Annotated in this window: 15 protein-coding genes and 3 tRNA genes; 8 read left to right on the top strand and 10 right to left on the bottom strand. The window is 34.7% G+C overall.

The genetic code is table 11. The features are described 5' to 3' along the window. Positions 1-3: 3 nt before the first annotated feature. Positions 4-91 (bottom strand) — tRNA-Ser (locus JSQ73_RS00620). A gap of 47 nt (positions 92-138) precedes the next feature. Continuing rightward, positions 139-1,467: a tRNA uridine-5-carboxymethylaminomethyl(34) synthesis GTPase MnmE gene (mnmE, locus tag JSQ73_RS00615; RefSeq protein ID WP_214249924.1), complete on the bottom strand. Its 1,329-nt coding sequence runs from the start codon at positions 1,465-1,467 to the stop codon at positions 139-141. A 131-nt stretch (positions 1,468-1,598) separates the two neighbouring features. On the opposite strand from mnmE, the gene nuoI reads away from it, so the two are divergent. From nuoI to infC, 3 genes are all read left to right on the top strand, one after another. Next, positions 1,599-2,081 carry an NADH-quinone oxidoreductase subunit NuoI gene (gene nuoI, locus JSQ73_RS00610; RefSeq protein ID WP_039950622.1) on the top strand — a complete coding sequence of 161 codons (483 nt, stop codon included), beginning with the start codon at positions 1,599-1,601 and terminating at the stop codon, positions 2,079-2,081. Between the two features lie 185 nt (positions 2,082-2,266). Further along, entirely contained in the window at positions 2,267-4,168 is a 1,902-nt protein-coding gene (thrS, locus tag JSQ73_RS00605; RefSeq protein WP_214249923.1) for a threonine--tRNA ligase, read from the top strand. A gap of 12 nt (positions 4,169-4,180) precedes the next feature. Continuing rightward, positions 4,181-4,699, top strand: coding sequence for a translation initiation factor IF-3 (infC, locus tag JSQ73_RS00600; protein ID WP_214249922.1), 519 nt, complete (start codon positions 4,181-4,183; stop codon positions 4,697-4,699). Positions 4,700-4,721: 22 nt separating this feature from the next. Here infC and nuoF read toward each other — a convergent pair whose 3' ends face one another. Further along, a complete protein-coding gene (gene nuoF, locus JSQ73_RS00595) occupies positions 4,722-5,975 on the bottom strand; it encodes an NADH-quinone oxidoreductase subunit NuoF (protein WP_214249921.1) in 1,254 nt (417 codons plus the stop codon). A 17-nt stretch (positions 5,976-5,992) separates the two neighbouring features. After that, positions 5,993-6,065 (bottom strand) — tRNA-Lys (locus tag JSQ73_RS00590). A gap of 299 nt (positions 6,066-6,364) precedes the next feature. On the opposite strand from JSQ73_RS00590, the gene JSQ73_RS00585 reads away from it, so the two are divergent. The 5 genes from JSQ73_RS00585 to JSQ73_RS00565 all read left to right on the top strand — a co-directional run bounded on the left by JSQ73_RS00585 (position 6,365) and on the right by JSQ73_RS00565 (position 9,128). Next, positions 6,365-6,440, top strand: a tRNA-Ala gene (locus JSQ73_RS00585). Positions 6,441-6,667: 227 nt separating this feature from the next. Further along, positions 6,668-7,531 carry a hypothetical protein gene (locus JSQ73_RS00580; RefSeq protein ID WP_234301778.1) on the top strand — a complete coding sequence of 288 codons (864 nt, stop codon included), beginning with the start codon at positions 6,668-6,670 and terminating at the stop codon, positions 7,529-7,531. Positions 7,532-7,624: 93 nt separating this feature from the next. Beyond that, positions 7,625-8,101: a magnesium transporter gene (locus JSQ73_RS00575; protein WP_214249919.1), complete on the top strand. Its 477-nt coding sequence runs from the start codon at positions 7,625-7,627 to the stop codon at positions 8,099-8,101. Between the two features lie 116 nt (positions 8,102-8,217). After that, positions 8,218-8,580 (top strand): hypothetical protein, encoded by a 363-nt coding sequence (locus JSQ73_RS00570; RefSeq protein WP_214249918.1) that lies wholly within the window; start codon positions 8,218-8,220, stop codon positions 8,578-8,580. A gap of 137 nt (positions 8,581-8,717) precedes the next feature. Then, positions 8,718-9,128 carry a hypothetical protein gene (locus JSQ73_RS00565; RefSeq protein WP_214249917.1) on the top strand — a complete coding sequence of 137 codons (411 nt, stop codon included), beginning with the start codon at positions 8,718-8,720 and terminating at the stop codon, positions 9,126-9,128. 78 nt (positions 9,129-9,206) lie between these two features. On the opposite strand, the gene ccmE is transcribed toward JSQ73_RS00565, so the two are convergent. From ccmE to nuoL, 6 genes are read right to left on the bottom strand one after another with little or no spacing between them, the layout of a single operon-like run. Next, on the bottom strand, positions 9,207-9,599 hold the full coding sequence (ccmE, locus tag JSQ73_RS00560) for a cytochrome c maturation protein CcmE (RefSeq protein ID WP_214249916.1): 393 nt from the start codon (positions 9,597-9,599) through the stop codon (positions 9,207-9,209). Further along, on the bottom strand, positions 9,583-9,720 hold the full coding sequence (locus JSQ73_RS06885) for a CcmD-like small membrane protein (protein ID WP_162848924.1): 138 nt from the start codon (positions 9,718-9,720) through the stop codon (positions 9,583-9,585). The genes ccmE and JSQ73_RS06885 overlap by 17 nt, the downstream gene beginning before the upstream one ends. Then, positions 9,717-10,703, bottom strand: a complete 987-nt coding sequence (locus tag JSQ73_RS00555; RefSeq protein ID WP_214249915.1) for a biotin--[acetyl-CoA-carboxylase] ligase — start codon at positions 10,701-10,703, stop codon at positions 9,717-9,719. Before JSQ73_RS00555 ends, JSQ73_RS06885 begins: the two co-directional genes overlap by 4 nt. Positions 10,704-10,707: 4 nt before the next feature. Further along, entirely contained in the window at positions 10,708-12,093 is a 1,386-nt protein-coding gene (locus tag JSQ73_RS00550) for an NADH-quinone oxidoreductase subunit N (RefSeq protein ID WP_214249914.1), read from the bottom strand. Beyond that, positions 12,090-13,532, bottom strand: a complete 1,443-nt coding sequence (locus JSQ73_RS00545; protein WP_214249913.1) for a complex I subunit 4 family protein — start codon at positions 13,530-13,532, stop codon at positions 12,090-12,092. The genes JSQ73_RS00550 and JSQ73_RS00545 overlap by 4 nt, the downstream gene beginning before the upstream one ends. A gap of 3 nt (positions 13,533-13,535) precedes the next feature. Then, positions 13,536-15,383 carry an NADH-quinone oxidoreductase subunit L gene (gene nuoL, locus JSQ73_RS00540; RefSeq protein WP_214249912.1) on the bottom strand — a complete coding sequence of 616 codons (1,848 nt, stop codon included), beginning with the start codon at positions 15,381-15,383 and terminating at the stop codon, positions 13,536-13,538.

Genomic DNA, 15,383 nt, shown 5'->3' with positions numbered 1-15,383 from the left:
GTGCGGACGGAATGGGATTCGAACCCATGGTACGCTCATCACGTACGTCAGTTTTCAAGACTGGTGCCTTAAACCGCTCGGCCATCCGTCCATTTCTTTTCTATCACAATATTTGATTTTAAGCAATCTATAAAAGCTTTACTTGCCCACGCAAAAGTTGCTAAATATACTGTCCAATATTTCCTCAACATTAATAATTCCAATCACTGCACCAAGTTCAAATGCAGCAATCCTCAAGTCTTCAGATATCAACTCAATTGGATTATAGATATAAAAACGCTGTAAATGTTCTAGTGCTTTCTGCATGTGATTCCTATGTCTTTGCCGAGTAATCACAGAAGTGTTTCTATCATGCCCAAATTTTTCCTTTGCCTTCTCTTTTATGAGAGAGATCAATTTGTTTGTACCTATTCCCTTTAGAATAGAAATGGGTAAAAGATCTATGCCATTAATTTTTATATTGTGATTATTGATAACATCGTCAGCTTTGCTCAATACATAAATAGTATCGCTATTTACAACGTTGCAATTGATATTATGACGCTGTTCAAAAGGAAATAGTTCTATTCTTAAATCAGCTTCAAAAGACCTTTTTTTCGCTCGACTTATACCTTCTGATTCTATTGGATCTGAACTCTCACGAATTCCAGCAGTATCAGAGAGAATGATTGGGTATCCACCAATGTCAATATGAGCTTCAAGTATATCTCTTGTTGTGCCTGCATATTCAGAAACAATAGCAATATCACGCTTGGCTAAGAAATTAAACAGAGTTGATTTACCGACATTTGGTTCACCAGTTATTACAATATGTAAACCCTCACGCAACCTTTCGCCCCGTCTATTATCATTTAAATGCTCTTGTATCAACTGCACGAGAGATTGCACTTCATTATTAATTTTTTCCAATTCACTTTTTTCTGCCCAAATGTTCTCTGGAAAGTCTATATATGCTTCGATTTTGGATTGTATCGTTATTAATCTTTGCCTCCAATTGCTGTATAGTCTCTCCAATTCTCCTGATATCTGCTTAATCGCTTGTTTAGCTTGCATTTTCGTCTCAGCATTAATTAAGTCTGCAATCCCTTCTATTTGCGTTAAGTCAAATTTACCATTTAGAAAAGCCCTAAGTGAGAATTCTCCAGGCCTGGCCATAACGAAAATTTTTGATAATTCCTCCAAGATGATTTTTATGACGGCCTTGCTTCCATGCACTTGTAACTCTATAACATCCTCGCCAGTGAAACTGTTTGGAGCAGGGAAATAGATGATTATTCCATTATCTATCAATTGACTGGAATCATCATATAGATCAACTAAAGTAGCAAATCTTGGTTTAATTTCTTTCTTAATATGAAAATGATTTAAAGCTTTAAGCGCGTAGTTGCCTGAAATTCTGATTATTGCAATTCCTGACTTACCAAATACGGTCGATAAAGCGAAAATAGTTTCATTTGTGTTTGTCATTATTGATATAAACTACTTAGCAATATTACACTTAAGAAACCAAAATACCTAAAAAGTCACCCAGGTGAAAATATTTATTTTGAAAACTGATAATATGATTTATAATGACTGACACAAGTTTTAAATATTTTATGCTCAAGAAATTAGCTTGGTACTGGTCTTTTGTAGAGTTAATTAAAGGGTTTGTTATTACATTAAAATATATGTTTAAGCCAAAGGTTACTTTGAGGTATCCTATAGAGAAGGGCCCTTTAAGTCCAAGGTTTCGTGGTGAGCATGCGTTGCGTAGGTATCCAAATGGTGAAGAACGATGCATAGCTTGTAAGTTATGCGAAGTTATCTGCCCTGCTCAAGCAATAGTTATTGAAGCAGAGGAAAGAGAAGACGGTAGTCGCCGCACCACACGTTATGATATTGACATGACAAAATGCATATATTGCGGATTTTGCCAAGAAGCATGTCCAGTTGATGCAATTGTGGAGGGTCCTAACTTTGAATTTGCTACTGAAACAAGAGAGGAGCTAATGTACAATAAAGAAAAGCTATTGCGTAATGGTGAAGTTTGGGAAGAAGCAATTGCACTCAGGTTAAAAAAGAACAGGCCGTATTATTAACTAGGTATGTCAACAATTAAAATTTCTTACAGCAAGTATGTAATAGATCTCTTGTACAACTGTTATTTAACTGAAAGATCAGTAGCTCACCTTTTGGTGTCATTCCAGCGCGTGAGGCTGAAATCTAGAAAAGAAAGAAACATGGATCTCAGTGTCAAGCACTGGGATGACAAAAGGTCTAATGAATGATAAAAGTTACCTTTTTAGCCGAACAAAAAGTAAAAGAATACAGTGGTAGAGTCACTGGCTTTGATATATTACAACCGGATGCCTTGAGAGAAGCAATTGCCTTTAAGGTAAATGGTGAGTTGTATGATCTCTCACGTGAAATTGAATCTGATACAGAGATAGAGGTAATACAACTGAGTGACGAAGCGGGTTTAGATATAGTAAGGCATGATGCTGCTCATATAATGGCGCAGGCAGTAAAAGAGCTCTTTCCTAATACTCAGATTACTATCGGGCCAACAATTCAAGATGGTTTCTACTATGATTTTGCTACAGATCGTGCCTTTACCACGGACAATCTTACTGCAATAGAAAAAAAAATGAAGGAAATTGTAAAAATTAACCACAGATTCGTCCGAGAAGTTTGGACTCGTAAGCAGGCAATTGATTTCTTTAGTGATATAGGTGAAAGATACAAGGTTGATATTGTCTCATCAATACCAGAAAACGAAAACCTAACTGTTTATAAACAAGGCAACTTTGTAGACCTATGTCGTGGTCCGCACTCACCATCAACTGGCAGAGTTAAAGCATTTAAACTTATGAAAGTAGCAGGTGCATACTGGCGTGGCGATTCTAAGGGCCCAATGTTGCAAAGAATATATGGCACTGCGTGGAGAAATAAGGATGAATTAAATACTTATCTTAAACGTCTGGAGGAAGCAGAAAAACGCGACCACCGCAAAATTGCTAAGGATATGGACTTATTTCACATTCAAGAGGAAGCTGTTGGGCAGATTTTTTGGCATGAACAGGGATATACTTTATATAATGTTCTTGAGTCTTACATCAGAAAAAAGTTAATGAACAATGGCTACTTTGAGGTAAAAACCCCTATTTTAGTAAGTAAAGAGCTGTGGGAAAAATCGGGACATTGGGATAAGTTTCGTGAAAATATGTTTATTATTGATGAATCTGAAAGTAAAAAACTAGCAATAAAACCCATGAATTGCCCTTGTCATGTGCAGATTTTTAATTCTCACACCAGAAGCTATCGTGATTTACCGATACGTATGGCAGAGTTTGGCACATGCCATAGAAATGAAAGCTCAGGCTCATTGCATGGACTGATGCGAGTGCGTGGTTTTACGCAAGACGATGCACATATTTTTTGTATGGAAAAACAAGTGAATTCTGAAACTGTAAAGTTTTGTGACCTTTTAAAAGAAGTATATTCAGAACTTGGGTTCAATGAAATTTTTGTGAAATTTTCAGACCGTCCAGATACTAGATCAGGTAATGATGAAGTGTGGGATAGAGCTGAAAGAGCACTGCTTGAAGCAGTTAAAGAAGCAGGGCTTAGTTATGAACTTAATCCTGGTGAAGGTGCATTTTATGGTCCAAAGTTAGAGTTTGTTTTGAAAGATGCAATAGGTAGAAATTGGCAATGTGGAACGTTGCAAGTTGATTTTATTTTACCGGAGCGGCTTGGAGCTTTTTATATAGGAGCAGACGGGCACAAGCATCACCCTGTCATGTTACATAGGGCAATTCTTGGAACTTTTGAGCGTTTTATTGGAATTTTAATAGAAAATTATGCAAGAAAATTTCCAGTTTGGCTTGCTCCAACACAGCTTGCTATTCTGACCATTACAAATGAGGCTGACGGTTATGCTACAGAAATCAGCAACGTTTTAAAAGAACAAGGTGTGAGAATCAAAACTGATTTGACCAATGAAAAAATTAGCTATAAGATACGTTTGCATAGTTCAAGTAAGGTACCTATATTATGGATCATGGGCAAAAATGAAGTTACAAATAAAACTGTGTCAGTGAGAAATTTAGGATCGGAAAAACATGAGTCTTTTTCTTTGGAGAATGCTACTGAATTGCTGTTAAAAATTATTAATTTGAATTAATGGAGCTAAAATTTGCAAGTCAAAAAGAACAATAAAAACAGAATTAATGAACTCATCACAGCTAAGGAGGTACGCTTAGTTGATCATAGTGGTGAAATGGTCGGAATTGTTCCAATAGAACAAGCTTTGGAAGTTGCACAAAGTGTTAGTTTAGACTTGGTAGAAATCGCACCTGATTCAACTCCTCCAGTATGTAAGATACTGGACTATAGCAAACAAAAGTATAATATAAAAAAGAAGGCAAGTGAAGCAAAAAAGAAACAAAAAACATTAACTATAAAAGAAATTAAACTGGGTCCTAATATTGGTGATCACGACTACGAAACAAAATTGCGTCAAGCAAGGGATTTTCTTGTGCATGGACATAGAATTAAAGTCACAATGAGATTTAGAGGGAGAGAGCTTATAAACACTGAAGTTGGGCTGGAAAAATTAGAACGGCTAATTAGAGACGCTGAAGATATTGCAAAAGTAGAATTAGCACCTAAAAGGGAAGGTAATCAATATTCTTTAACTTTAGCTGCTAAGTAGTAAAATCATTTAAAAGTATAAGTTAAGTTACTATCCTCTCTTCAATTATATGACGAAAATGTCTGATTAATCCTTGAACTGGCCAAGCTGCAGCATCGCCAAGTGCACAAATTGTATGCCCTTCTATTTGAGTTGTAAGGTCAAGTAGCTTATCTACTTCACCAAGTTTAATATTTCCTGCTACCATTCTTCTCATAATTCTCCACATCCATCCAGTGCCTTCACGGCATGGTGTACATTGTCCGCAGGACTCATGCATATAAAAATGTGATAATCTTTCTATTGCAGCTATTATGTCAGTTGATTTATCCATCACTATTACAGCAGCAGTACCAAGCCCTGATTGTGCAGCCCTTAATGAATCAAAATCCATTTCAATAGTATCACATATAAATTTTGGAATTAATGGGACTGAAGACCCACCAGGTATTACAGCAAGTAAATTATTCCAACCTCCTCTCACTCCACCTGCGTATTTTTCAATTAATTCACGCAGTGAAATTCCGAGCTCTTCTTCAACATTACATGGATTATTTACATGCCCTGAAATGCAAAAGACCTTAGTGCCAGTATTATTTGGTTTACCCAGAGATGCAAACCACTCTCCTCCGCGATTTAGAATATCTGGAACCATGGCTATAGTTTCAACGTTGTTTATTGTGGTTGGGTAGCCAAAAAGTCCAACACCCGCAGGGAATGGAGGTTTCATGCGAGGAAAGCCTTTTTTTCCTTCAATTGATTCAAGTTGAGCTGTTTCTTCTCCACATATATAAGCTCCTGCACCTCTGTGAATGAATACATCAAGATCATAACCTGATTTGCAGGCGTTTTTTCCAATTAAGTTTTCTTTATAGGCTTCCTCAAGTGCCTTTTTTAGAACTAAATATTCATTATAAAATTCACCCCTGATATAAATATATGCAACTGATGCGCTGATCGCTCTGCCAGCTAGAAGAATTCCCTCAAGTAACTTATGTGTCTCATATCGTAATATATCTCTATCTTTACACGTACCAGGTTCTGACTCATCTGCATTGACTACTAAATACGCTTTTGAAGTATTTTTAGGCATAAAGCTCCACTTAAGGCCAGTAGAAAATCCTGCACCCCCTCGACCTCTCAAGCCAGATTTTTTTACTTCCTCAATGATTTTTTCTGATCCTAAATCCAGTAATTCCTTTGTTTTTTGCCAACTACCACGTTTTTTTGCACCCTCAAGTAGTGGTGTTTCTTTACCATTTAAGTTTGTTAATATTTTGTCCTGTTCTTTTAGCATGCTTTTAAGATTCTAAGTGATCCCGACGCGATTCGAACGCGTGACCCACTGATTAAAAGTCAGTTGCTCTACCGGCTGAGCTACGGGATCATTTTATTTTTTAGATATACTAAACAGTAATATAGTTTTTATCTGTTTTAATCAAACTAAAATTTTCATGCGTGGTTAAATAAATTATATAATATACTGCGTTAGTGATAATTTAATTAAAAATTTTTGAAGGAAAATTTCTTGTTAATTAACAGATTTATTTGGCAAAGCTGAGATACAACTCTAAAAAGATAGAGAATTTTACATAACTGCAGAGTTTGCGCACTATTGAGTAATAGCATAACAGATAAATATTTCTTGCATTTCAGCGTGAGTGATTTATGCTTTAAGCAAGAATTGGGGGCATAGCTCAGCTGGTAGAGCATCTGTTTTGCACGCAGAAGGTCAGCGGTTCGATCCCGCTTGCCTCCACCAATCTATATTATCCCTAGGATACTATAAATCCTGTAAAAACAGCTTATTTTAATCTATTTTCCCAAAAATCCCTATTTCTTCTTATAACTTTTCCTAACACAAGTGATGTTTGTTATTATAATTCTAATATATACTTACTTAGTAATAAATTAATCAATAAATGTTAGAATAGATATAATTAAGTTGACTAGGTAATATTTATGAGTGGAAAGAAACATGTCTTTGGGATGGTACCCGGACAAAAGTTTGTATGCAACCCTTCAAGGTATGAAAATTGGCTTCAATTTGATGATCCTCAGTCTATGAGAAAAGTCAAGCTTATACCACTCAGTGAAGAAGATAATGATCTAGAATTATCTATAAAATTCTGTAGCAACATTTTTCTTAGGGGACTGAGAATGTATTGTATAGAAGAAAAAAGAAACGATCGAATAATTAAATTCGCCGAAACTAATGAGCCTGGTTATTACGCGAATAGTAGCGCATTTGTATATGATAATGATAGATTGGTAAAACTCTCAATAGAGACAAGCACTCAAAATAAGACTGTTTATTATAACATTAGAGCAGAAGAATTGGAGTACAAATATTTAACATGGGAGGAATCAGGTCTTGGCGACGATAAATATTATTTTTCAGATGAGGAGGGAAGTATAATCGATTCGCCTGACAATCAGGTATTACAATACAGTATGCCACACCATGATACGGAAAGGGTGATAGAAGACATAACACAGGTTAAGATACCAAAGAGTGTACTAACATCAAATGAGTTCGCCAAAACTTTTTTGAAGAACTTAACAGGAAATCAGTTAGAGACTTTTGCCGATATTCTTAATAATGAGAAATTACAGATTTTAGCAAAGAGCTTAACAAATAAACAACTACAGGTTTTAGCAGAGAACTTAACAGATAAACAATACCTAGCCTTAGTGGATCATCTAACCAATCACCAATTACAAATCCTCACTCACACATTGGATCCAGAAAAGTTAAGAATAATAGTCCCCTTATTAAATAATGATCAGGTTGCGAACTTAGTAACAGACTTTAACCTAGATCAAGTAAAACAAATTTTACCTCACCTTTAAATTGATTAGTTTAATAAGGTTATCAAGACAATAAGCAATGATCAGTTTGTAGAACTAATAAAAGATGCAGATGAGAAAAGTATAAACACTATTTTGGACGAAACGTTGAAAAATCGACTTCCAGCCCTAGTACACATTTTAAAAGAAGATAATTTACATGATTTAATTCATAAGTTAGACAACGCTAAACTTGCAATAGTAGCTCGAGAGTTAACTGATCCTAATAAGATTCAGATTATCATTAAGTCTTTCGCTAACAACCCAGAAAAACTTCAAGCTTTTGCTCATAGTATGTCTCATGAGCAGTTTAAAGAACTTTTGGATAATTTAGGTGCAGAAGAGCTTAAAGATATTATTCACAAATTGCCTCACGAGAAAGTTATATCTGTGATTGGTGATCTTGGCAGTAAAGATCATTCTAATGCTATTATTGATGAATTGAAGGAGGAGTTTTATAAACAAAAAGAATCGATAAATGAGTTACACAAAAAGCTCGACGAATTTACCACATCGCCACCAATGGATTCTCCATATGATGTTATGGAAGAAGGATATTATGAGTTAATATAGATAAATAGCTCTAGATTTGGAGCTATAGCAAAGTATTCCAATGATAAGCAGCTTATACGTTGTTTATTATAGTTAAGGATTAGTTAAATTTTTTTACATGACTATGGAGGTAAGATATGACAATCGACAACAGTGTACAAAATAGCACACAGAATCTTGCAGGGATTAATAGTGAAGGAAGTAAGCCAATTATGAGTAAAATTGATCCCATCAAATTCACAGCTAGTGGAACACCTTACACAGCAGATCAATTAAAGCGGCCTGCACCATTCTCCCATGTTCAAAATATTATTGAGAAAGTAACTGACAATATGAATAATATGATTGATATATTAAATACAACATTAAAAGCTGAGCAAACTAAAGTTATAACATTGATAGGTACAGTTGGTGATGAAAATAATGGACTAATAAAGACAATTAACGATTTAAAGTCCGAATTAGAACCACCGCCAATGGATACCACTGAGTTCATTTAAGAAAAAAAGTAACAGCTTGCTAGCAGGCTGTTACTCTTTTTACATGCTATTTCAGTTTAGCTGAGTTGATTTTAAAATTTTATGGAGCTAACAACAGTAAACAAGAAAGCGAAAATAACTTTGAAGCAATAAACTAAATGAGCGATTTCAACTTTAAAGAAATAGACCATATAGAAGTTGAAGTTAAGCTCACAAACTTTGAGGACATTGAAGATAAAATTGCAACAATTCATTACGTCTATCAAGTTATGGATAAGTTAATCTACGATTTAAATGAGAAATTTGTTTCTGATTTGAATGTCTCACTTATGAACAACATAGTACAACTTCAAAAAGAGTCTCTTGATACAAACCAACGCTTAGCCAAAGGTTTATCTCATTTGAATGAGTTAATTCAACAGGATGGATTTATTGATAATAATAAAAACTATAGAACATGGGCAGAAGAACTTGATCACCTAAGGGGAGAAGTTGAAGGATTAAAAGCAGCAATAATTGACCATAATAACGTAGAATGGGAAGCACCAACTCACTCTGATATATTATAGTAGTTAGGAAAGTAACAGCTTGCTAGCAGGCTGTTGCTTTCTTTCACATACCATTTCAATACAACTGAATTAGGAAATCTATTTTAGGACTTTCGGCTTATAGTTCTCATCATGTTTTGCAAACACCGTATCTGCAAGAAAGGTACCATTATCAAACATTTTACCTTGTACAACAACACCACTTTTTTCTGAAAACATTGGTGGAAGTATTCCCTGATATTTCACCATAACGCTCTTATTAAAATCTTTCATCTGAAAAATTACTTCGCTTTCGCTCCGTATCACGCTATTTTCAACAACCATTCCACTAACACGGATTGGCTTTTGATTATTTGGTAAAACTATTGCCTCACTTACTGTATAGAAAAATGAGATATTTTCTTTGAGCGTTGTTAAAATAAAAAAAACTGCACAACTTAAAAAGCAGAAAATTCCTGAAGTTATAAGTAATCGCTTATGTTTCTTCTTCATTGTTGCTTTTAAGACTTTCTAAGTTTTTTTTACTTTTTATATAGCAAGAAACGGTAAAAATCAAATTTCCACCAATCAATATGAAACTAATAAGGTAAGCAAAAATTACATATGTATTCATAATGCATTGCCAATAAATAACTCACCTGCATCAAAATAAATTAAGCTTCCATCCTTTTGCTGCAACACCAATTTACCACTTTTATCTATATCAGCAAAAATTCCTTCATACAATTTGTCAGCTAACTTTACACTGATTTGCTCATTCATTTTGAATGCTTTTTTCAACCACATTTCTCTTATAGCATAAAACCCATCAAATAGCCATTGCTTTCTTAGCTTATTAAAGTTTATTATTAATTCTTTTAACAGATCCCTGTGAGACACAGATTCACCGTAATTGCTAATGCACGTTGTGCCTGGCAGTGGCGCATGATTGATATTAATTCCGATTCCTATAATGAGCCAATTTGAATTGGATTTTTTTTTAAGCAATATTCCACTTATTTTCTCACCATCTATTAGGACATCATTTGGCCATTTGTATTGAAGATTGAGATCATTTATGAATCGATCTTTTGTCATTCCAGTGCTTTGACACCGGGATCTAGAAGAAAAAGTATGGATTCCAGTGTCAAGCACTGAAATGACATCGCAGTGGGTTTGATTATTGAAGAAATTTAACGATAACAAGGTATTCCCTACAGCAAGAGCAGTAACAAAAGTCCATTCTGTTAATTTGCTGATGTCTTTAACTTGGCTCGTTAAGCCTACTGTTATCCCAGTACCATCCGATGTCATTCCAGTGCTTGACACTGGAATCCATGCTTCTTGATTCCTAAATTCCAACTTCACGCTCCGTAATGACACCGGAAGCGGGCTTTTATCGAGATAATTGTTATGCACAAGATTTATTGCTAAACTTGCATGAAAGTTGCCCTCTAGAGAAACCCAACTTTTTCCAGTACGGCCTCTACCCTCCGTTTGTCTATCGGCAATAATAATAGTTTCATTAGATATCCCTCTCTCAATTAAATCCAACGCTTCTTCGTTAGTGCTTGAAACTTCTTTGTAGTGATGAATATGAAAATCTTCAAGCATCACCTTGTCAGCCCTTTAGTTTAATGAGTGAGTAAAGATCTTCTGCGTATAAGAAAAGAACGAGGTTGATAAGTGAAGCCACTGAAGTGATAATGAATAGACCCTTAGAATAAGCAACCTTATTACCACTAGCTTTATCAAAATACATAACTTTCATGATATTTAAATAATAGTAGCATGATATCACACTTGCTATTACAAGAATCAAAGACAGGCTGATAAAGCCAGAATTTATTAAACTTTTGAATATAAAAAATTTAGCGATAAAACCTGCAAGTGGAGGTATTCCCGACATCGAGAGTAATAGTATAGAAAGATGGAATGCTAAAATTGGTTGCTTTTTTCCTATACCAGATAATTTTGCAATATCACAATCATCATCGTCAATTTGTACGAGATATGAGAATAGCCCTATGCTTGTGATGATATATATCACCTGATACATTAAGGCACTATCTGTTCCTTCTTGTGTAAAAATAGAAAGTGAAGCAAATATAAAACCAATGTGACCAATTGAACTGTAAGCAAACAGCCTTTTTAAGTTTTGCTGACGCAAGGCCCCAAAAGCTGAGATAAGCACAGACAATGCTGAAACGTGTAAGAAAATAGGCTGAACATAACTTTTTACATTTACTAACTCTTCATTCATCAATCGAATTAAAAATGTTACAAGTGTAGCTTTTGGGGCCGTAGAAAAAAACGCAGTTACTATGGTAGGTGCACCTTGATAGACATCTGGAGCCCACATATGAAAAGGAGCAATAGCAAGCTTGAAACACAAACCAATAAGGATAAAAACTAACCCAAAAACTATTCCATAAGTTATCTGATGGTTTTGCAAGAATGAACCGAGCTCAGAGAAATTGACTTGTCCTGTATATCCATAAAGCAGCGACATTCCATATAGTATAATGCAGGAAGATAGTGCACTAAGTGTAAAATATTTCACTCCTGCTTCACATGAATAAGCTGAATCTTTATTAAAGCTTGCAAGAACATACAAAGATATACTCATCAACTCAAAAGCTAAATAAAAAGAAATCAGACTATTTGCTGAAACCAAAATTATCATGCCAAATAGCGCAAAAAGAATCAGTATTGAAAATTCATATTTATAGTCGTATTTTGATAAATTCAGCATCAAAAGTATTAAAATTCCTGTGCTGAGAATTAACCCTTGGGCTGACCTGATGTATAAATTGAGTTTTAACAACGAATTAAAGAGAAAAATTTCATTGTTTTCTGCCGAAATAATTAAAATAATCAAAGTTACCACTGTGCAACCAAGTGCTAATAAGTTGATAGTTCGGCGGTTAAATATAATTCCAAGCAGTAGCAACACTAACGAGGAGATAATAGAGAACATTTCCGGCAATATCTGTATATAATTCATAGCGCATTATATTTGACTAACAAATTTGCCATACATGGCTTCAAATAATTCAGTGCAAGGGTTGGGTAAAATCCAAGCAAAATAACAAACACTGCAAGCAGAATTAAGACAGAAAATTCTATGCTATCCAAACGGTTATTTAATAATTTAGAATAGCTAACCCCCCATATTATTTGCTTACATAAATTCAGCATATAAACTGCGCTTAAAATAGTGCCAAGTGCGATAAATCCTGTAAAAAACCCTATGCTCTTAAACATCCCAACCATAGCCAAAAACTCACCTGCGAACCCAGATGTTCCAGGTAGCCCTATTGAAGCCATTGAAAATAAAATGAACATAAAACCAAATTTTGGCATTGTGTTTACTATGCCAAAATATTTTGCAATCTCCAAAGTCCCAGCTCGAGTATATAGAATTCCAACACATAAAAATAAAGCAGCAGAAATAAGGCCATGACTAATCATTTGAAATATACTACCCAGTACTCCTTCCTCACAAAATGAAAAGAGGCCAGCGGTAACGATCCCCATATGTGCTATTGAAGAATAAGCTATTAACTTCTTTATATCATCTTGAGCAAACGCAACTAGCGAAGCATATATCACCGCAATAATGCTCAGCACAACAACGAAATTTGAAAAATACAAACTTGCCTGAGGAAGCATTGGAATAGAAAACCTTAAAAATCCATATCCCCCCATTTTAATAAGCAAGCCAGCTAAAATCACAGATCCAGAAGTTGGTGATTGCACATGTGCATCAGGAAGCCAAGTGTGAAATGGAAACATCGGTACTTTTATTGCAAAAGAAATAAAAAATGCAATCCACAGCAATGACTGCACTTCAAAATCAAGGTTTGGCACTAATGTAGCTAATTTTTGTATATTAAACGTCCCAAAAGTGCTATAGATGTACACCAATCCAAGTAGAAATAATAATGAGCCAGTTAATGTATAAAGAAATAACTTAAACGTTGCATATACCCTGTGTTTTCCTCCCCAAATGCCAATAATAAAGAACATTGGTATTAAAACAGCTTCAAAAAACATATAAAAGCTTATAGCATTCAGTGAAACGAAAAAACCGACTACAAAACTCTCAAGCAGTAGAAATAATACCATATATAGCCTAAGGGTTGTATAACTCATTTTGCAGTTGTAGAGTATACAAATTACAAACAAGAAAGTTGTAAGCAGAAGGAAAAGCAACGATATACCATCTATCCCTATTCCAACATTTTTAATTGGGTAGCTGACAAACTGAAAGTCCGCATCGTTATAATCAAATTCTATACAAGCTACAATGCTAAGCAAAAATGGAAGTACAGCAAAAAATAGAGCAAGGAATCTTAAGTGTATAGATTGATGATTAATCCTGATTAAGGATAAAATCAACGCTCCTATCAGTGGAAGCAAGAATATACTAAGTAACGACACCTTCTATTTAATTCCAATAATATATAAAGCACCGATTATTAAAGTAACAAACATAATAAATGCATAATCAAATATATAACCAGTTTGTAACTTTATAGAACTTTTTGAACATTCATTAACCAACCTTACAACACCATTTGGTCCAAATGAATCAATAGCCTTAACATCAAACTTCCATAGAAGCCTAGATATAAACCTTATCGGTGCAATTATAACAAACTCATATACCTCATCAAAGTACCATTTATTCTGCAAAAACTTAAGTAAAAATTTACTCTTAATTTGCCTAATTACTTGATATTGGTAAATTAGGTACGCAAGTGCTATTCCACTTAGGCTTGCTAAGGTTGGTAGTAGTTTTATAAAGAAATTATGAACTCCATGCTCATCAATCATCATTAAACTTGATTTCCAAAACGCATTACTAGTTATGTTCAAAATATTTACTCCCCATATTCCAGAAAATACTGATCCAAAAGCGAGTATCAGTAATGGTATAAGCATAATCTTTGGTGCCTCATGTACATTAATTTTACTTTGTTTTTGGCTGTGGAACACAAGAAGCAATAACCTCCAAGAGTAAAACGCTGTGAAGAATGCAACAACTAAGCTTATTACAAAAGCAAAGCTATCCGTGCTATAAGCATGTTCAATTATCAAATCCTTTGAGTAAAAACCTGCAAATGGAAATATTCCAGAAAGTGCAAGAGATCCAATCCACATGAGAGTATAAGTGTAAGGGATTTTCTTCCAGCAATTTCCCATTTTCTGAATGTTTTGCTCATGATGCATTGCATGAATCACATTGCCAGCACCAAGAAATAGTAGAGCTTTAAAAAAAGCGTGTGTCATTAAATGAAAAATAGCAACATTGTAAGCAGAAAGCCCACATGCCATGAACATATAACCAAGTTGACTGCAGGTTGAATAAGCAATTATTTTTTTTATATCGTTCTGAGTAATCGCAACCGTAGCTGCAAAGAAAGCAGTAAGTGCCCCAACAATAACTATTAATTCTCGTGCCACATTTGATAGCTCAAATAATGGAGAACATTTTGCTACTAAAAATATACCTGCCGTTACCATCGTTGCTGCGTGAATGAGTGCAGAAACAGGGGTTGGCCCTTCCATTGCATTTGGTAACCAAACATGTAAACCAAGCTGTGCAGATTTACCCATACAGCCAATAAAAAGTAATATGCATATTATATGAATTATTTTAAATTCACAGCAGAATGCCCTAATGTTCTGAGTGCCAAGAAGATCAGTTGTGTCAAAAACTTCAGTAAAATTCAAAGAGTGAAATGTATAATAAATAAGAAAGATTCCAATCAATAGTGCAAAGTCTCCTACCCTATTCACAACAAATGCTTTAATTGCTGCATTATTTGCAGAATATTTTTGGAACCAAAATCCTATGAGTAAATAAGAACACAGGCCAACCCCTTCCCAGCCAAAAAAAAGCTGCACGAAATTATCGCTTACAACCAGCACAATCATGCAAAACGTAAATAGCGATAGGTAAGAAAAAAACCTCGACTTCCCCTTATCATGCTCCATATAACCGATAGAGTAGAGATGTACTACCAGTGAAACGGTGGTAATAACAATAAGCATTAAGGATGAGAGAGCATCCACACTAATTGTCCAATTTACTTTTAATTCACTTAATGAAAATAGAGGAAATAAACTCAAGTGATAATTTTCAGAGAAGGTGAGAAAAACATACCAAGATAAAATTGCAGATATTCCAATCCCTGACGTTGTAACTAACTGACTTGTTCTAAAAAATGCTCCAAACAATGAACCAAAAAGTGGCAGAAATACTATTAATTTCAGTATATCCATCAT

Origin of the sequence: Wolbachia endosymbiont of Anopheles demeilloni (assembly GCF_018491735.2) — a bacterium.
Classification (GTDB): Bacteria; Pseudomonadota; Alphaproteobacteria; order Rickettsiales; family Anaplasmataceae; genus Wolbachia.
Note: the sequence above shows the minus strand (reverse complement) of the source record. Positions and strands in the feature narration are given on the sequence as shown.